The organism is Listeria ivanovii subsp. ivanovii, assembly GCF_900187025.1.
GTDB classification, from domain to species: domain Bacteria; phylum Bacillota; class Bacilli; order Lactobacillales; family Listeriaceae; genus Listeria; species Listeria ivanovii.
On the sequence record NZ_LT906478.1, the window covers coordinates 1,367,903 to 1,385,776 of the forward strand.

Annotated in this window: 17 protein-coding genes; 11 read left to right on the plus strand and 6 right to left on the minus strand. The window is 37.1% G+C overall.

Translation table 11 applies throughout. The features are described 5' to 3' along the window. Positions 1-3: 3 nt before the first annotated feature. Complete coding sequence (locus tag CKV67_RS06800) at positions 4-987, plus strand: alpha-ketoacid dehydrogenase subunit beta (protein WP_014092754.1); 984 nt, start codon at positions 4-6, stop codon at positions 985-987. 30 nt (positions 988-1,017) lie between these two features. Then, a complete protein-coding gene (locus tag CKV67_RS06805) occupies positions 1,018-2,262 on the plus strand; it encodes a dihydrolipoamide acetyltransferase family protein (RefSeq protein ID WP_014092755.1) in 1,245 nt (414 codons plus the stop codon). 157 nt (positions 2,263-2,419) lie between these two features. On the opposite strand, the gene prli42 is transcribed toward CKV67_RS06805, so the two are convergent. Continuing rightward, the gene (prli42, locus tag CKV67_RS06810; protein WP_003722501.1) at positions 2,420-2,515 is read right to left on the minus strand and encodes a stressosome-associated protein Prli42; all 96 of its coding nucleotides are present in this window, start codon (positions 2,513-2,515) and stop codon (positions 2,420-2,422) included. 119 nt (positions 2,516-2,634) lie between these two features. Here prli42 and CKV67_RS06815 point away from each other — a divergent pair, with 119 nt between their 5' ends. The 4 genes from CKV67_RS06815 to CKV67_RS06830 all read left to right on the plus strand — a co-directional run bounded on the left by CKV67_RS06815 (position 2,635) and on the right by CKV67_RS06830 (position 7,613). Continuing rightward, positions 2,635-3,729 carry a M20/M25/M40 family metallo-hydrolase gene (locus CKV67_RS06815; RefSeq protein WP_014092756.1) on the plus strand — a complete coding sequence of 365 codons (1,095 nt, stop codon included), beginning with the start codon at positions 2,635-2,637 and terminating at the stop codon, positions 3,727-3,729. 144 nt (positions 3,730-3,873) lie between these two features. Further along, complete coding sequence (gndA, locus tag CKV67_RS06820; RefSeq protein ID WP_014092757.1) at positions 3,874-5,292, plus strand: NADP-dependent phosphogluconate dehydrogenase; 1,419 nt, start codon at positions 3,874-3,876, stop codon at positions 5,290-5,292. A 192-nt stretch (positions 5,293-5,484) separates the two neighbouring features. After that, complete coding sequence (locus tag CKV67_RS06825; protein WP_003719652.1) at positions 5,485-6,165, plus strand: response regulator transcription factor; 681 nt, start codon at positions 5,485-5,487, stop codon at positions 6,163-6,165. Continuing rightward, on the plus strand, positions 6,162-7,613 hold the full coding sequence (locus CKV67_RS06830; RefSeq protein ID WP_014092758.1) for a HAMP domain-containing sensor histidine kinase: 1,452 nt from the start codon (positions 6,162-6,164) through the stop codon (positions 7,611-7,613). Before CKV67_RS06825 ends, CKV67_RS06830 begins: the two co-directional genes overlap by 4 nt. A 111-nt stretch (positions 7,614-7,724) precedes the next feature. Here the strand turns inward: CKV67_RS06830 and CKV67_RS06835 are convergent, their stop codons facing one another. From CKV67_RS06835 to CKV67_RS06845, 3 genes are all read right to left on the minus strand, one after another. Next, positions 7,725-8,552, minus strand: a complete 828-nt coding sequence (locus CKV67_RS06835) for a membrane protein insertase YidC (RefSeq protein ID WP_014092759.1) — start codon at positions 8,550-8,552, stop codon at positions 7,725-7,727. A gap of 27 nt (positions 8,553-8,579) precedes the next feature. Continuing rightward, entirely contained in the window at positions 8,580-8,870 is a 291-nt protein-coding gene (locus tag CKV67_RS06840; protein WP_014092760.1) for a hypothetical protein, read from the minus strand. Positions 8,871-8,956: 86 nt separating this feature from the next. Beyond that, on the minus strand, positions 8,957-9,238 hold the full coding sequence (locus CKV67_RS06845; protein ID WP_014092761.1) for an acylphosphatase: 282 nt from the start codon (positions 9,236-9,238) through the stop codon (positions 8,957-8,959). 139 nt (positions 9,239-9,377) lie between these two features. Between CKV67_RS06845 and CKV67_RS06850 the strand changes: the two genes are divergently transcribed. Continuing rightward, on the plus strand, positions 9,378-9,725 hold the full coding sequence (locus CKV67_RS06850) for a DUF1033 family protein (protein ID WP_014092762.1): 348 nt from the start codon (positions 9,378-9,380) through the stop codon (positions 9,723-9,725). 57 nt (positions 9,726-9,782) lie between these two features. Further along, the gene (gene fni, locus CKV67_RS06855) at positions 9,783-10,859 is read left to right on the plus strand and encodes a type 2 isopentenyl-diphosphate Delta-isomerase (protein ID WP_014092763.1); all 1,077 of its coding nucleotides are present in this window, start codon (positions 9,783-9,785) and stop codon (positions 10,857-10,859) included. 41 nt (positions 10,860-10,900) lie between these two features. Here the strand turns inward: fni and trhO are convergent, their stop codons facing one another. Further along, a complete protein-coding gene (trhO, locus tag CKV67_RS06860; RefSeq protein ID WP_025279921.1) occupies positions 10,901-11,848 on the minus strand; it encodes an oxygen-dependent tRNA uridine(34) hydroxylase TrhO in 948 nt (315 codons plus the stop codon). 251 nt (positions 11,849-12,099) lie between these two features. On the opposite strand from trhO, the gene CKV67_RS06865 reads away from it, so the two are divergent. Both CKV67_RS06865 and CKV67_RS06870 read left to right on the plus strand, forming a co-directional pair. Beyond that, complete coding sequence (locus CKV67_RS06865) at positions 12,100-13,026, plus strand: YitT family protein (RefSeq protein WP_014092765.1); 927 nt, start codon at positions 12,100-12,102, stop codon at positions 13,024-13,026. Between the two features lie 149 nt (positions 13,027-13,175). Further along, positions 13,176-15,455, plus strand: coding sequence for an FtsK/SpoIIIE family DNA translocase (locus CKV67_RS06870; protein ID WP_025279922.1), 2,280 nt, complete (start codon positions 13,176-13,178; stop codon positions 15,453-15,455). A gap of 37 nt (positions 15,456-15,492) precedes the next feature. On the opposite strand, the gene proG is transcribed toward CKV67_RS06870, so the two are convergent. Then, positions 15,493-16,332, minus strand: coding sequence for a pyrroline-5-carboxylate reductase ProG (gene proG, locus CKV67_RS06875; protein ID WP_014092767.1), 840 nt, complete (start codon positions 16,330-16,332; stop codon positions 15,493-15,495). 352 nt (positions 16,333-16,684) lie between these two features. On the opposite strand from proG, the gene CKV67_RS06880 reads away from it, so the two are divergent. After that, positions 16,685-17,758 (plus strand): BMP family lipoprotein, encoded by a 1,074-nt coding sequence (locus CKV67_RS06880; protein ID WP_025279923.1) that lies wholly within the window; start codon positions 16,685-16,687, stop codon positions 17,756-17,758. The last annotated feature ends 116 nt before the right edge of the window (positions 17,759-17,874 follow it).

Consider the following 17,874-nt stretch of genomic DNA (forward strand, 5'->3'; position numbering starts at 1 on the left):
TTAATGCCAGTCATTTCATATATTGATGCAATAACCATGGCGCTTAAAGAAGAAATGGAGCGCGATGATAAAGTATTTATTTTAGGAGAAGATGTAGGGAAAAAAGGCGGTGTGTTTAAAGCGACGGCCGGTTTGTACGATGAATTTGGTGAAGATCGCGTGTTAGATACACCGCTTGCAGAGTCAGCAATTGCTGGAGTTGGGATCGGCGCAGCGATGTACGGATATCGTCCGGTTGCTGAAATGCAATTTGCTGATTTTATTATGCCAGCAGTGAACCAAATTATTTCCGAAGCATCGAGAATTCGTTATCGCTCGAACAATGATTGGTCTTGTCCAATGGTTATTCGCGCACCTTTTGGCGGAGGGGTTCACGGAGCACTTTATCATTCTCAATCGGTCGAAAAAGTATTTTTTGGTCAACCAGGACTAAAAATTGTGGTTCCATCTTCCCCGTATGATGCGAAAGGACTTTTAAAAGCAGCAATTCGCGATAATGATCCAGTTCTTTTCTTTGAACATAAACGAGCTTATCGCTTACTCAAAGGAGAAGTTCCGGAAACCGATTATATTGTTCCAATCGGTGAAGCAAATGTAGTTCGTGAAGGCGATGATATTACCGTTATTACTTACGGTCTAGCTGTCCAATTTGCACAACAAGCGGCTGAAAGACTAGCTAGTGAAGGTGTAGAAGCGCATATTCTTGATTTACGTACTATCTATCCACTAGATCAAGAAGCAATTATCGAAGCAACAAAGAAAACTGGGAAAGTCCTTCTTGTGACAGAAGACAACAAACAAGGTAGTATTATTAGCGAAGTGGCGGCAATTATTTCAGAGCATTGCTTATTCGATTTAGATGCGCCGATAGCAAGACTTGCTGGACCAGATACCCCGGCTATGCCGTTTGCTCCAACAATGGAAAAACATTTTATGATTAATCCAGATAAAGTTGCAGATGCAATGAAAGAATTAGCGGAATTTTAGACCCGTTTTAAACAAAAGGAGTGAAGACCCGTGGCAGTTGAAAAAATCACCATGCCCAAGTTAGGGGAAAGTGTAACAGAAGGAACCATTAGTTCATGGTTAGTCAAACCCGGTGATACAGTAGAGAAGTATGATGCTATCGCAGAAGTTTTAACCGATAAAGTAACTGCTGAAATCCCGTCTTCTTTTAGCGGAACCATTAAAGAAATTTTGGCGGAAGAAGAGGAAACACTAGAAGTTGGCGAAGTAATTTGTACAATTGAAACAGCAAAAGCAGAAAGTGCGGAAGTTGAAACGGAAGAGCAAGCATCAGAAGTACCTAAAGAAAAAAATGAATCAGCAAAACAAGTGACATTAGCTGAGGTGCCGGCAAGTGGAAGATTTTCCCCTGCTGTACTTCGAATCGCTGGTGAAAACAATATCGATTTAAATACCATTCAAGGGACAGGTAAAGGTGGTCGGATTACTAGAAAAGACTTACTTCAAGTAATGGAAAATGGCCCAGCAACTTCAAAACCAGAACAACCATTAAAACGCGAATCAGAAAAATCATCGGCACCAGTTCAAACATCAGCAGGTGATAAAGAAATTCCAATTAATGGCGTTAGAAAAGCAATTGCTAAACATATGAGTATCAGCAAACAAGAAATTCCGCATGCGTGGATGATGGTTGAAGCAGATGCAACAAGTCTGGTTCGCTATCGTAATTCCGTCAAAGATAGTTTTAAAAAAGAAGAAGGTTATTCATTAACTTATTTCTCCTTTTTTATCAAAGCCGTAGCGCAAGCATTAAAAGAGTTTCCACAGCTTAATAGTACATGGGCGGGAGATAAGATTATTGAGCACGGAAATGTTAATATTTCGATTGCCATTGCAGCAGGAGATTTACTCTATGTTCCAGTAATCAAAAACGCAGATGAGAAGTCCGTTAAAGGTATTGCACGTGAAATTAGTGAACTTGCTTCAAAAGCGCGTAGTGGCAAACTAGCGCAAGCTGATATGGAAGGTGGTACATTTACCGTTAATAGTACTGGTTCCTTTGGTTCGGTACAATCAATGGGAATTATTAACCATCCACAAGCTGCAATTCTTCAAGTGGAATCTATCGTTAAGCGTCCAGTGATAGTGGATGACATGATTGCCGTTCGTGACATGGTTAATTTGTGTCTATCGATTGATCACCGCATTCTGGATGGTTTACTTGCTGGTAAATTCTTACAAGCCATTAAATCCACTGTAGAAAAAATTTCTAAAGAAAACACAGCGCTATATTAAATATGTTTTAATCTAGTTTTAGCGGGTATTGTTTAGTACATCTAGATCCATACCCCTAAACTCCCTAGATGTCTTGGGTAGTGCTCTCGGGTGCTGCTCTTTTTTTGGAAAAAAAGTAAAAAAAATCTGAACCAATTTTGGCTCAGACGGAGAATTTTTATAGAAACATTAAAACCCCAGTTAAAACACTAGATAACACAATCGCGATTAACATTAAAATAACGACAACGCGAACTACTTTTTTATTAGTCATTGTGGAAGAAAACTCCTCTCATAAAGCATTTCTTAAATATATCTTACTGATAATCATCAAAAATTTCAAGTGATTTTTGTATTTTTTACTCAAAAAGAAAGAATATAGGTGAATAACTTATGACGACCAACGTGAAAAAATATTTTATGGAACTAATTCAAATCCCCTCAATCTCTGGAAAGGAAGCAGCTATTTTAGCATACATAGAAAATCATTTGATAGAACGAGATGTGGAGTATCATTTAGATGAAAAATATGGCTTAATTGCTCGAATTCCTGCTACAGCAGAAAAATTCCCAACAATCTTTTTCTGTAGCCATGTTGACACACATCCAAGTGCAGAAAAACCGATTGTCCATATAGATGAAGGGAAAATTAGGACGGAAAATTCCGCTTCATTAGGAGCAGATGATAAAACTGCTGTGGCCGCAATGTTAGCAGCGATAGATTATTTTAGTTTGGTAAAAACTATGCATGGAACAATTGAATTTATCTTTACTACCAAAGAAGAATTAGGAATGCTGGGTATGCGGTTATTCCCTGACGAAAAAATTACAGCAGGTTATGGTTATTGCTTAGATGCTCCAGGTAAAGTTGGTAATTATCAAGCACAAGCAAATACGTTAGTGGCAATCAATTTTACAATTTCTAGTTCGGACGCCACTCAAATGTCTCCGATTTCTGTTGCAAGAATGGCACTTCATGCAACAAAGCCAGGCCGAATTGATCGAGAAAATCACTGGGAAATTCAGTCCTTTTCTGGTGGAATCAATGATAATAATCAGCAAGATGCTAAGCTGGAAATTACCTTTACATCAGATGCTAATTATCAAAAAGCATTAGGGCATATTCAAACAATAGAAGAACGATTTAGTCAAATTTGCGAAAAATATGCTGCTAGCCTGTCCTATGAAACCCACTTGATTTACGAAGGTTATCATCTTCAGCAAAAACACCCGCTCCTGAATATTCTTCAAAAAGCTACTGAAAAACAAGGTTTAGAAATGCAAAAAATCAATCTAGAAGGCGGTACAGATGCGAATATTCTAAATGAAAAGGGAATTCCGACGATGTTACTTTCTGCTGGATACGAACATGCACATACAGAAAACGAGTATGTATTTGTAGAACAGTTAGAAAACCTCGCACGGCTGGTAATAAATTTGGCCGAATCCGCTAAAAACGAAAGAATTTTACTTCGAAAGATAAATTAATGAAAAAAAGTCGAATAATTCGGATTGATTCATTGTCCAAGAGGCAATTCTTTGATATAGTAAATGATGTTGATACTTTTATGTGTCATGTTGAAGTAAGACAGATTTTTCTGCCTTAATAAACCAGAAAGGAAGAAGTGCAAAATGGCAAAACAAGAAATTGGCGTTATAGGAATGGGCGTTATGGGTCGTAACTTGGCTCTAAATATCGAAAGCCGTGGTCATACAGTATCTATCTTTAACCGCTCTACTGAAAAAACTAAGGCTGTAATGGAAGAAAATGCGGACAAAAAATTAGTACCAACTTATAGTTTAGAGGAATTTGTCGAATCTCTTGAAGTACCACGCCGTATTCTTATTATGGTAAAAGCTGGCGATGCTACAGATATGATGATTGAAGCAGTTAAACCTTTCTTAAATGAAGGAGATATTTTAATTGATGGCGGGAATGCATTCTTTAAAGACACGATTCGTCGCAATAAAGAATTAAGTGAAGAAGGATTTAACTTTATTGGAACTGGTGTATCAGGCGGAGAAGAAGGTGCATTAAAAGGTCCTTCTATTATGCCAGGTGGACAACGTAAAGCTTACGACCTTGTAGCTCCAATTTTACGTGAAATCGCTGCCGTAGCAGACGGGGAACCTTGTGTGACTTATATTGGTCCAGATGGTGCCGGACATTACGTTAAAATGGTGCATAATGGTATCGAATACGGAGATATGCAATTAATCGCAGAAGCCTACACAATTTTGAAAGAAATTGGTGGACTTAATCACGAGGAACTTGCAGACGTATTTGAAGAATGGAATAACGGCGAATTGGATAGTTATTTAATCGAGATTACTAAAAACATTCTAAAAGTAAAAGATGAAGAAACTGGCAAACCAATTGTCGATGTCATTCTAGATAAAGCTGGCCAAAAAGGAACTGGGAAATGGACTAGCCAAAGCGCTCTTGACTTAGGTGTGCCCCTTTCCTTAATTACAGAATCTGTATTTGCACGTTATATTTCTGCATTAAAAGAAGAGCGTGTCTATGCGAGCACTGTTTTAAACGGTCCATCTAACTATCATTTTGAAGGCGATAAGAAAGAGTTTGTGGAATCTGTTCGTCGTGCACTTTATTTCAGTAAAATTGCCTCTTATGCACAAGGTTTTGCTCAAATGAGAGCTGCAAGCGAAGAATATAACTGGGATTTACAATACGGCGAAATTGCGAAAATTTTCCGTGCTGGTTGTATTATCCGCGCTCGCTTCTTACAAAAAATTACAGATGCTTATAACCAAGATAAAAATCTTAAAAACTTACTACTCGATCCTTATTTCAAAGATATCGCACACAACTACCAAGGAGACCTTCGTACAGTTGTAGCAGAAGCGGTAAAAGCTGGAATTCCAGTGCCAACATTCACTGCAGCAATTAGCTACTATGATAGCTATCGTTCCGAAGTATTGTCTGCGAATCTCATTCAAGCGCAACGTGATTACTTTGGAGCGCATACGTATGAAAGAATCGACAAACCAGGCGTATTTCATACAGAATGGCCTCAAGTAGAAGAATAAGTTTTCAAAATGGCACTCACCCTTCATTGGTGGGTGTCTTTTTTATGAGATTTCTATGAATAAATCATGGTAAAGTGCTAAAAAATGCAGGAAATATCTATTTATAGGCTGTTATTAGTTGTTTTTGAGTCAAAGTTCGTTACAATAGTAATAGGAATATAGTGTAATGACCGAAAGAGAGGGTTAGGCCAAATGAATAGAATATTAATCGTAGAAGATGAAAAAAACTTAGCACGCTTTATTGAGCTAGAATTACAACACGAAAATTATGAAACTGCGGTCGCAAATGATGGACGCGCGGGGCTCGAACTCGCATTAAATGAAGAATGGGATGCTATTTTACTAGATTTAATGTTGCCACATCTAAACGGAGTGGAAGTATGCCGTCGCGTTCGTCAAGTAAAACAAACACCTATCATTATGATAACAGCTCGTGATTCTGTCATTGACCGTGTATCAGGACTCGATCATGGAGCAGATGATTATATCGTTAAACCATTTGCAATTGAAGAATTACTTGCACGTCTTCGTTCACTTTTACGCCGCGTGGAAAATGCGGAACAATCTGCTAAACAAACAACACTTCAATACAGAAATCTTATTGTTGAAAAAGAAAATCGAATTGTAAAACGTGATGAAGAAATTATTGATTTAACGAAACGAGAATACGAACTTTTACTTACTTTAATGGAAAATGTGAATATTGTTCTGACTCGAGAAGTTTTACTGAATAAAGTATGGGGTTATGAAACGGAAGTAGAAACCAATGTAGTGGATGTATATGTTCGTTATTTGCGAAATAAAATTGATCATCCTGATGAAGAGAGCTACATTCAAACCGTTCGTGGGACAGGGTATGTGATGCGTACATGACAACAAGCCCATTCTCCTTAAAAAGTCGCTCTTTGAAATTTAAATGGACTTTTGGAGCTAGTGCAGCCATTTTTCTAACTTTTTTCTTATTTTCCTATGCGATTTACCAAGGAATTGGGCAAATGCTGCTAAATGAAGAGGAACCAGAAGTAAAAGAGCTGCTTCTAGCGACCACAAGTACGTTAACAAATCAAGACTTAACCGACAATGAAGAAATCAAATATCTCTTTAATAATGATAAAACAGTCAACCGAAAACTCCAAGACCAAGTAATTAATCTGTATGATAAAGATGGCCATTTTATTAATAAATATTATTTTTCAAGAAATCAAGATATTACAAGTATCGATTTTTCACAGTATTTTGTTAGTGGGACTGATAAATTCATTATGAACAAACCAACGATAGATGGGCAGAAGATGATGACTGCACAAATGCCAATCGTCGGGGATGACAATACGACGGTGATTGGTTACGCGCAGGTAGTTAATCCACTTACCTCTTATAATCGAATGATGGACCGTTTGCTTGTGACGATGATCCTTCTCGGAGCAGTTGCGCTCTTTATTAGTGGGATGCTAGGTTATCTACTTGCGCAAAACTTTTTAAATCCGCTGACAAAATTAGCCCGCTCGATGAATGATATACGAAAAAATGGTTTTCAAAAACGAATTGAGACAAAAACGAATTCTCGTGATGAAATCGGTGAACTGACGGTTGTCTTTAATGATATGATGACAAGGATTGAAACGAGTTTTGAACAACAAAAACAATTTGTGGAAGATGCTTCTCATGAGTTGCGGACTCCAGTTCAAATTATGGAAGGTCATTTGAAACTTCTCACTCGTTGGGGAAAAGATGATCCAGAAGTGCTGGATGAATCATTGAATGCTTCGTTAACTGAATTAGAACGCATGAAAAAACTAGTACAAGAGATGCTTGACTTATCAAGAGCCGAGCAAATTTCACAAACTAAAGAACTGCAAATAACAGATGTTAATGCGGTAGTAGAGCAAGTTAGACGTAATTTTGAAGTGATGTATGAAAATTTTACTTTTGAATTAAAAGAGGATGACACTGATTTACGTGCGCTTATCCAACATAATCATTTAGAACAAATTTTAATAATTATTATGGATAATGCAGTGAAATACTCTGGTGATGGTACAGAAGTAGATATGCATGTGTATAAGGAACAAAATCAAATTCATATCGATGTCCATGATTACGGTGAAGGTATCTCTCAGGAAGAAATTGATAAAATCTTTCATCGTTTCTATCGGGTTGATAAAGCCAGAAGCCGTGAAAAGGGTGGTAATGGCTTAGGCCTGGCGATTGCTAAACAATTGGTTGAGGGATATCTTGGAACGATTACAGCTGTTAGTGAGCCTGATAAGGGCACTACCATAAAAATCACTTTGCCATACATTGAGCCAAAATCGAAATAACAAAAATAAGCCTTCGAAATTATATGGAGGGCCTGTTTTTGGAACAATGTAGAAAAAAGCATCCGAAAACCTAGACTAATCTAAGTTTCGGATGCTTTTTAAGTTGGATTTTTATTTTTCTTTATTTTGTTCTTCTACAATTTCTTCAAACTCTTTTTCTTCTTGTTCCATCATTTTAACTTCTGGGTGTTTATTCATATATAATTTTTTCGTTAATAATGTTTGTCCTGCTAAGAAGAGACCACCGACTGCCCAGTATAGAGCAAGTGCGGATGGAGCTGTGAATGATACAAATAAAATCATAATTGGTGACATGAGACCGATTATTTTCATTTGTTTCTTTTGTTCTGGAGAATAGCCAATCATCGAAACAAAGTATTGTGCCAAGTAGACAAGTCCAGCGATAATGGCTAGAACCATATCTGGATCACCTAAGTTAAACCATAAGAAAGTGTGGCTGGCGATTTCGGATGAACCACGAATCGCATAATAGAAAGCCATTAAGATGGGCATTTGAATTAGTAAAGGTAAGCAACCCATTTGCATTGGATTAATATTATACTTAGAATAAACGGCCATCATTTCTTGTTGGATTTTTGCTTGTTCTTCTTTTGATGTTGCTCGTTTCAAACGAGCTTGAATTTCGTCAATTTCTGGTTTTGCTACAGCCATTTTGGATTGCATACCCATTTGCGCTTTTGCTGTACGCAAGTTGAGTGGCATAATAAGCGCGCGAATTAGTAACGTTGTAATAATAATCGCAACACCATAATTACCGCCCACAAACTTTGCAACAAACATAATAAAACTCGTAAATGGTTGAATCAAATAAGTGCTAAAAAAACCATCTGTATTTTGTGAAGGGTCCAAGCTACAACCAGTAAGTAATAGCAATGCACCGAGTAATACGCTAATTAGAATAATATTTTTCTTTTTCAATGTTTCATTTTCCTCCTAAATGGTAAATTAATAAGCTGATACGTTGGAAAATGAAAAACTGTCTTCATCATCAGTAATGGCGCTACATTTCATTGTTACTGCCAGCCAATTAATAATAAAATTGGGAGAAGCTCGGTAAAAATGAGCTTTTAATGAAAGTTTACTTCGCTTTAAACAGATAGCGTCAGCGGGTAGCACCATTTTCGGTTTTAATAATGTAATTGCTGACCAATAACTAAAAATCGTCAACATTAACAAAAATGTTACCGTCAGTGAAATGAATTCTGGTTCCAGTAAAATCTGTAAAATGGAAATCATGCCACGCATTCGCTCCTTTCAAGGTTTAAGTACTCATTAACTATAATCCAAAAAGAGCTTTAGTACAACCACTATTTTTCGAAATATTAATAAATGATATCAAACGTTTTTCGTTCTTCTACGGGAGCACCTTTGTAAATATAAACATGCTCAATTCGGGAACCAGGTGAAGGGCCTTTTTTTATCGCTTCGATAAATTTTGCTAAATTTTCTTCTTCCGCAATGGCATGAATTTCAACGGATCCATCATCTAAGTTTTTAACTGTACCACTAATATCATATTTGTATGCGACATGTTTTGTTGTGTAACGAAAACCAACTCCTTGTACAAATCCAGTCACTCTTAAAATTGCTGTATCCCTAGCCATTATGCAACCAATCCTTTCTATTTTTCCTTACTACTAGTGTATCTTTTTTTCGCGCTCCTTTCAAAAATTTGCATTCCGGTATTTCACGAAGGCTTATGCTATAATAATAGTATTCTAATTAGTGTTGGGAGTTTTTATGATGGCAAAGTGGAATGTCTATCTAACCAAAGGAGAATACGAGCCTTGGTGGTTTTTCGAGGAGTGGGAAACATCCATTCAAGCGGACTATTCTTTTTCAGAAAAAGAACAAGCGCTAGCTAAATATCAAGAGCTAGCTGAAGAGCTATTACGTAATTATCCAAATCATCAAACCAAAAAAGATTGTATACTTGCCGCTTGGAACGAAGAGGAAATTGAATATTGCGAGGACTGCGAGGACGACATCCAAACCTTCCACGGTCTTATTTTGTTTCTAGACGGAGAAGTATATCAACCAACTCCCGAAGAAAAAGAAACGATTTTTAAAACAGTTTTAACATTTGCTTAAGAAAATTTCTCTCGTTTATAAAGATAATTGAAATTAGTGATTTGTGGAGGACTAGAAATGCAAAAGAACGATGACTTATTAAGAGAACGGCGCAAAGATGAACATGTTGCTCTTGGAGTAAAACAAAATGAGCAACTTGGCAAGTCTAGCTTAGATGATATTCAGCTGATTGGCACATCTATCCCACGCTATAATGTGCGTGATATTGATTTGACAACGACGATTTGCAAGACGAATGTGGCATTTCCTTTTTATATTAATGCGATGACTGGTGGAAGTCGTCATACGAAAAAAATTAACGCAGAACTTGCTGAAATTGCGAAAGAAGTAGGGATTCCGATGGCGGTTGGTTCGCAGTCGGCAGCTTTAAAGAATAGTGCACTTATTGATACATATCAAGTTGTTCGAGATGTCAATCCAAATGGAGTAATCCTAGCGAATGTAAGCCCAGAAGTGAAAATAGAAGATGGATTACGAGCCGTAGAAATGTTAGCGGCTAACGCACTTCAAATTCACATTAATCCAGCACAAGAGTTAGTTATGCAAGAAGGTGACCGCTCTTTCAGTCACTGGCAAAAGACAATAGAGGAGTATGTAAAAATTTCGCCAGTCCCTGTTATTGTAAAAGAAGTTGGCTTTGGTTTAACACGCGAGACAGTGACGTCTTTAACTAACATCGGTGTCCAAACAGTTGATTTGGCTGGAAAAGGCGGGACTAATTTTGCTCAAATTGAAAATGATCGTCGTCGTGACCAAGCATATGATTTTTTACTTGATTGGGGAATTACGACAGGCCAAGCATTGCTAGATATGCAACATGCGGATGCGCCAGAAGTGGCTTTTCTTTCATCAGGAGGAATTCGTTCACCACTTGATATTGTAAAGTCATTAGCGCTTGGAGCAGACAGTGTTGGTATGGCGGGGCAAGTTATTTATGCATTGAAAAAAGATGGCGTCGAAAAGACCATCGCTAAACTAGAACTTTGGAAAGAGCAATTACGTGGGTTATTTGTATTGGCTGATGCTAAAAATATTACTGAATTAAAACAAACTTCTTTAATTGTGACAGGGGAGCTTGCTGCATGGGGAAATTTACGTGGAATTGACTTAATATATTTAGCTAATCGAAAATAAAACCAGCATTGCTAATTAATAGCAGCTGGTTTTATTTTCGATTATTGAACGGTTTCGTTTAAAGCCTCAAGTCGTTCAGTGAAGCTCTCTTTCGATAAGTTTTTTGTATATAGATTTGCAGGATGAACCCGGCACGCATGCGAACAACTGCGCATGTATTTCTCTTCATTTTCAACAGAGGCAAGAATTTGTTTGTTACAATACGGATTAGCACAATTGATGTAGCGTTCACAAGGAGTTCCATCAAAGTAATCTTTACCAACAATTGTCGGGTTTACTTGATTTATTGGAACTGCAATTCGCTCATCAAATACATACATTTGTCCATCCCAAAATTCACCTTGCGTTTCTTCATTTTTTCCGTAAGTAGCAATGCCGCCATGAAGTTGACTTACATCTTCAAAACCAGCCGTTTTTAACCAACCAGAAAATTTCTCGCAACGAATACCACCAGTACAATAAGTAACGATTTTTTTATCCGCTAATTGATCACGATTAGCTTCAATCCAACCTGGTAATTCACGGAAATTTTGGATATCAGGACGAACGGCTCCACGGAAATGACCGATATCAAATTCATAATCATTTCTTGCATCTAAAATGACCGTATCTTCATCTAACAAAGCTTCGCGAAATTCAGCAGGCTCTAAATAATCTCCAGTCACTTCAAGCGGATTGACATCATTTTCTAAACTCAAGCTAACAATTTCCGCACGATGTCGAACATGCATTTTTTTAAATGCATGAGCATCCGCCGCATCAATTTTAAATACCATATCACGAAAGCGTTCATCATTTGCCATATAAGCCATATAATTATTTGTTGCTTCCACAGTTCCCGAAACGGTGCCATTAATCCCCTCAGTAGCCACCAATATCCGGCCTTTTAATTCCATTTCTTTGCAAGCAGCTAGGTGCTCTTTTGCAAAGGTTTCTGGATCATCAATCGTTGTGTACTTGTAATATAACAACACTTGATAGTCACTCATCATCTTATCACCCTTCAAAATGTATTTCATGTGTGAGATTTTCTCCACAAGTTTGCGCATTAATACTATACTATAGCAAGATACAGCCTGGCAAGTAGTCGAACTGTAAAATAAATGCTTCTTATTATGAACTATATGTACAAGTACAAAACAGCTATGGTATACTTATTAAATATGAAGAGAAAATTTTGTGAATGAAAACAAGTATCGTTTTCATTGTCTAAAAATAAAGAATGAAGTAAGGATTGGGCGTGAGCTATGTGCAAATAAATGAAACGTTTATGGAGGAGCTAGCTTTAAAAAAAGTAAAACAAGAACGAAGAAAAAGGTTAAAATGGTTTGTTTACAAATTTCTGATGATAACTTTTGGAGCAATTTTAATGGGGGTTGGTCTAGAACTGTTTCTTGTAAACAACCAAATACTAGATGGGGGTGTCGTCGGTATTTCAATTATTATTTCACAACTAACACCGCTGCCACTAGGTATTTTAACCTTTGTACTTAATATTCCATTTTTTATTATCGGTTACCGAAAAATCGGAAAAGTATTTGCTCTATTTACTCTATACGGGATTGCAATTATGTCCATTGTTACGCTAGTTTTGCATGATATGGACCCCGTGACGGATGATTTGCTACTTGCAACGGTTTTTGGTGGAATGACTCTTGGTCTTGGTGTAGGACTCGTCATACGTAACGGCGGGGCACTTGATGGTACAGAAATTATCTCAATTATCATCAACGGCAGAACCCCATTTTCAACAGGACAAATTATTATGTTTATCAATATTGTTATCTTTATTGTTGCTGGGCTTGTTTTCAACTGGGACCGCGCAATGTATTCTCTGATTACGTATTTTTTGGCATATAAAGTCATTGATATTGTGATTCAAGGTGTAGATGAATCGAAAAGTGCTTTTATTATCAGTCGTTATTACGAGGAAATCGGCGCAGAAATTATGGAACAGCTTGGAAAAGGTGTAACTTATTTAGATGCGACTGGAGGGTATTCTGGTGACGTAAGAAAAGTAGTTTTCGTTATCGTCTCTAGATTTGAAGAAGTGAAAGTGAAAGCGATCCTTGATGAAATTGATCCAGATGCTTTCTTAGCCGTCGGAGGTAGCATGTCGGAAGTGCGTGGTGGTAAACTAATGAATACAAAAACGCCACACCTATAACAAAACAGAAGCCATATATCTCTTCACTTGAGATATGTGGTTTTTTCAAAAGGAAACATTTGTTTGGATAATAGGGCTTTAGTATGAACTATGAAACGTTTAGATATGCTATAATAGAACAAGCAAAAAAAGGAATAGGTGGGACTTAAATGGCGACACAAAAGAAAAAAACGACTGGACGTAAGAAAACATCTAGCCGTTCAAAAAAGAAAAAAACCGCATCATTACGCTCAGAAATATTTGGCGTTATTTTAGTAGCAATTGGGATAGTCGGGATTTTACAATTAGGTTTCGTTGGTAAAGGTTTTTTTGCGCTTTCTGAAATGTGGGTAGGTTTGTTGAGTTATGTATTGTTAGCAGGACTTGTCATCCTTGGTAGCTATTTGGTAATTAAAAGACAGCGGCCACGTTTTTTTAGCAAGCGGTTAGTCGGGATTTATTTAATCATTTTAGGATTTTTAACATATATACATATGTATTTTATCGTGCATACACTTGGACTTGATAGTTCCGTTCTTCTAGGTACATGGAAGTTAGTTCTGGAGAATTTATTCCGACCAAACCAAGTGGGGTTTGTTGGTGCAGGGATGATAGGAGCAGCGATTACTTCCGTTACTTACTTTTTAGTTGATCGTTTAGGCACTAATATTATTGCTGTTTTATTAATTGTTTATGGATTCTCACTAGTTTCTGGAATATCAATACGCCAATTTTTCACTAAAATAGCTGGTTTTGTTCGTTACTTATTTTCTAAAGGCAAAGCAGCAACAGAAAAAGGCAAAGAAGTAAAAGCAAAACATGATCAGAAGAAAGCGGAAAAAGCTGTGGAGGAAGAAGTGGAAGCGGAAGTCATCGAAGTAGAGCAAGAAAGAGAAGAAAAACTACCACCAATTATTTCTAATTTCAGTTCGAAAGTAGAGCTGGAAAAAGCCCCAGTAGAAGAAAAAGCAGAAGCAGATAAGAAAGAGTCGGATTTAGTCCTTTTTGAACAAGAATCTTTTGAAAATGAAATTTATCAATTACCACCAGTGGACATTTTAGCGCCTGCGAAAGTAACAGATCAAAGTAAAGAATATGACCAAATAAAAGTAAATGCGAAAAAATTAGAAGATACGTTCAACAGTTTCGGCGTAAAAGCAAAAATCACACAAGTTCACCTTGGGCCTGCTGTTACAAAATATGAAGTACAGCCATCTGTAGGTGTTAAAGTAAGTAAGATTGTCTCTTTAAGTGATGATATCGCACTTGCTCTAGCCGCAAAAGATATCCGAATTGAAGCGCCAATACCAGGGAAGTCTGCCATTGGAATTGAAGTGGCAAACCAAAATGTAGCCATGGTTTCATTACGAGAAGTCCTAGAAAATAATCCGAAAAATAATCCTGATGAAAAACTTCAAATTGCACTTGGACGGGATATTTCTGGAGAAGCGATGATGGCGAGTTTAGATAAAATGCCTCATTTACTTGTAGCCGGAGCAACAGGAAGTGGAAAATCTGTCTGTATTAATGGTATTATCACAAGTATTTTACTTCGCGCTAAACCACACGAAGTAAAAATGATGATGATTGATCCAAAAATGGTGGAATTAAATGTTTATAATGGAATCCCGCATCTACTTGCCCCAGTTGTGACTAACCCTAAAAAAGCTGCACAAGCTCTTCAAAAAGTAGTTGCAGAGATGGAACGGCGCTATGATTTATTCTCACATACGGGTACGCGTAACATGCAAGGATATAATGATTATGTGAAGAAACACAATGAATTAAACGAAGAAAAACAACCAGAATTACCATTTATTGTTGTTATTGTAGACGAATTGGCCGACTTAATGATGGTTGCCTCAAACGATGTAGAAGATGCCATTACAAGGCTTGCACAAATGGCACGTGCGGCAGGAATTCATTTAATTATCGCGACACAAAGACCTTCTGTAGACGTCATTACTGGTGTTATTAAAGCCAATATCCCTTCCAGAATTGCCTTTGCGGTTTCTAGTTCGATTGACTCTAGAACGATTCTGGATATGGGCGGGGCAGAGAAATTACTTGGTCGTGGTGATATGCTACTACTTCCAGTTGGCTCGAGCAAACCGACACGAATTCAAGGCGCTTTTTTATCTGACGCAGAAGTGGAAGATGTTGTCAATTATGTTATTTCGCAACAAAAAGCACAGTATAACGAAGAGATGATCCCTGATGATATTCCTGAAGTAGAGGGAGAAGTGACAGATGAATTATATCATGATGCTGTAGAACTTGTAGTTGAAATGCAAACAGCTTCCGTATCAATGTTACAAAGGAAATTCCGAATTGGTTATAATCGTGCCGCTCGCTTAATTGATGAGATGGAACAAAGAGGCGTGGTCGGTCCTCACGAAGGTAGTAAACCAAGGCGAGTTAATGTGGAAGCAAATCCAGAAAATGAGTAAACAAAAAGAGGTTGCGATTTTTATCGCGACCTCTTTTTTAAGAAAGTAATTCTCGTTTTTGTGTTTCAATTTCTTGTTTACTAACAGCGTATTTATCTTGTGTTCGATTTAATAACTCATCAAAAAAAGCAGGTAACTCTTTGTGGCTAAGTTCCACACCTTCAGCAGTAATACCACCTTTTGTTGCTACACGTTCAATCAAACCACTAAAAGTATAATCTTCTTCCACTAGAAGTTTCGACGTTCCAGCTAATGCGAAATTAATCATTTGAAAAATTTCTGCATCTGAAAGGCTAGATCTACGAAGTGCAGCTTCCATAAATTGCTCAAAAATAGCAGCTATAATTCCAGGAGAAGAACTAGTTAGATCGCTAGCTATATCAATGTTTTCTTCTCGAATTGTCATTACATGTCCAAACGATTCAAAAGTTGTTTCTAACCATTTACAATTATTTTTAGAAACATTGTCTGAATGAGAAATAAGTGTTGTTCCAACTCCGACAGCCGTCGTAAGTGAAGGGATTAATTTGCTTATTTGCAAGGACGGCGATATATCCAGAATATCATCAGTACTAACACCAGCAGCAATAGAAATCACATGACGTTCTGATGTAAGGACAGCAGCGCAATCTTTTACAAGTGGTAAAACAGCTAGTGGCAGTTTACAAATAAAACTATGTTCAGCTTTCGTAAAAACTTCCGCTTCATTTGCCGCTAATTCCGAAGTAGGGTATTGGTCATAGAATTTTTTAAAATGCTCATTTTCGGAACTAGAATAAATAATGATTTCCTCAGGTGAGATTACTTTTTCTTCTAGCATTTTCGTAGCAATTAAAGTTGCCATACTACCAAATCCGATAAAGCCAATTTTTATCATTTTTATATCCCGCCTTTCTAGCACTATTTTTTTATTATGAAGGGAATAAAATTGGATTGCAACTAAATTTGATTGTTCGTTATTTCACATTAAAGCGCTTACTTGTAAGAGGTTGCTGGAATTAAATGATTTCGACTGCATGGAATTTTCTGAATTCATTTGCATTAAAAATTTATGAACTTGGTTATTTATTTATTTTATTTTCCATGGTATATTAAGAACAGTTGGAGAAGACGTTAAATGTTTTTGTGCGTTATCCAAAAAGGGACCATACATACTTTTATACGCACCTGAATGTTTGTTTTTACTGAGAGCTCTAACTAACATTATATCTCTCGGGAGGGGTTTTAAGGTGAAAAAGCGTACATTTGCTTTAGCACTATCAATGATTATTGCTTCTGGTGTTATCTTAGGTGCTTGTGGTTCGAGCAGCGACGATAAAAAAAGTAGCGATGATAAGAGCAGTAAAGATTTTACAGTAGCAATGGTTACAGATACTGGTGGCGTTGATGATCGTTCGTTTAACCAATCAGCATGGGAAGGCTTACAAAAATTCGGTAAAGCTAACGGCATGGAAAAAGGTACAGATGGTTACAACTACTTACAATCAGCATCTGAAGCGGATTACAAAACTAACTTAAACACTGCTGTTCGTAGCGACTATGATTTGATTTACGGAATTGGTTACAAACTGAAAGATGCAATTGAAGAAGTTTCTAAACAAAAAACTAAAAATCAATTCGCTATTGTGGATGACACAATTGATGACCGTGATAATGTAGTAAGTATTGGATTTAAAGATAACGATGGTTCTTACCTAGTTGGTGTTGTAGCTGGCTTAACAACAAAAACAGATAAAGTTGGATTTGTTGGTGGAGTAAAAGGAACTGTTATTGACCGTTTTGAAGCTGGTTTCACTGCTGGTGTAAAAGCTGTTAATCCAAATGCACAAATTGATGTTCAATATGCAAACGATTTCGCAAAAGCTGACAAAGGTCAACAAATCGCTTCATCCATGTATTCAAATGGCGTAGATGTCATTTTCCACGCTGCTGGTGGTACTGGTAACGGTGTCTTTGCAGAAGCGAAAAACTTGAAGAAAAAAGATCCTAGCCGTGCTGTTTGGGTAATCGGTGTTGACCGTGACCAATGGGACGAAGGAAAAGTTACAGCAAATGATGGCAAAGATTACAATGTAACTCTTACATCTGAAATTAAACGTGTTGATATCGCTGTAGAAGATCTTGCAACTCGTACAAAAGCTGGAGATTTCCCTGGTGGAACTAAAATTGAATATGGTCTTGATAAAGATGCTGTAGGGCTATCTGAACATCAAGATAATATTTCTAAAGATGTTTTAGCTAAAGTGGAAGAATACAAACAAAAAATCGTTGATGGGGACATTAAAGTTCCTGAAAAGCCTTGATTTATAGTTATAAAAAATAAGTAATACGAACAAAGTAAACCCTTTTATGAAAGTCGGTATCAGACATACCGGCTTTCATAAAAAAATAATTTGTAAGCGTTTTATTATACTAGGTA

What these genes read in the sequence shown, in the direction of transcription:
- trhO (WP_025279921.1), bottom strand. Translation starts at nt 11,848, where the DNA reads ATGAGTGACTATCAAGTGTTGTTATATTACAAGTACACAACGATTGAT.
- gndA (WP_014092757.1), top strand. Translation starts at nt 3,874, where the DNA reads ATGGCAAAACAAGAAATTGGCGTTATAGGAATGGGCGTTATGGGTCGT.
- CKV67_RS06845 (WP_014092761.1), bottom strand. Translation starts at nt 9,238, where the DNA reads ATGGCTAGGGATACAGCAATTTTAAGAGTGACTGGATTTGTACAAGGA.
- CKV67_RS06840 (WP_014092760.1), bottom strand. Translation starts at nt 8,870, where the DNA reads ATGATTTCCATTTTACAGATTTTACTGGAACCAGAATTCATTTCACTG.
- CKV67_RS06870 (WP_025279922.1), top strand. Translation starts at nt 13,176, where the DNA reads ATGGCGACACAAAAGAAAAAAACGACTGGACGTAAGAAAACATCTAGC.
- CKV67_RS06830 (WP_014092758.1), top strand. Translation starts at nt 6,162, where the DNA reads ATGACAACAAGCCCATTCTCCTTAAAAAGTCGCTCTTTGAAATTTAAA.
- CKV67_RS06825 (WP_003719652.1), top strand. Translation starts at nt 5,485, where the DNA reads ATGAATAGAATATTAATCGTAGAAGATGAAAAAAACTTAGCACGCTTT.
- proG (WP_014092767.1), bottom strand. Translation starts at nt 16,332, where the DNA reads ATGATAAAAATTGGCTTTATCGGATTTGGTAGTATGGCAACTTTAATT.
- CKV67_RS06815 (WP_014092756.1), top strand. Translation starts at nt 2,635, where the DNA reads ATGACGACCAACGTGAAAAAATATTTTATGGAACTAATTCAAATCCCC.
- CKV67_RS06800 (WP_014092754.1), top strand. Translation starts at nt 4, where the DNA reads ATGCCAGTCATTTCATATATTGATGCAATAACCATGGCGCTTAAAGAA.
- CKV67_RS06850 (WP_014092762.1), top strand. Translation starts at nt 9,378, where the DNA reads ATGGCAAAGTGGAATGTCTATCTAACCAAAGGAGAATACGAGCCTTGG.
- fni (WP_014092763.1), top strand. Translation starts at nt 9,783, where the DNA reads ATGCAAAAGAACGATGACTTATTAAGAGAACGGCGCAAAGATGAACAT.
- prli42 (WP_003722501.1), bottom strand. Translation starts at nt 2,515, where the DNA reads ATGACTAATAAAAAAGTAGTTCGCGTTGTCGTTATTTTAATGTTAATC.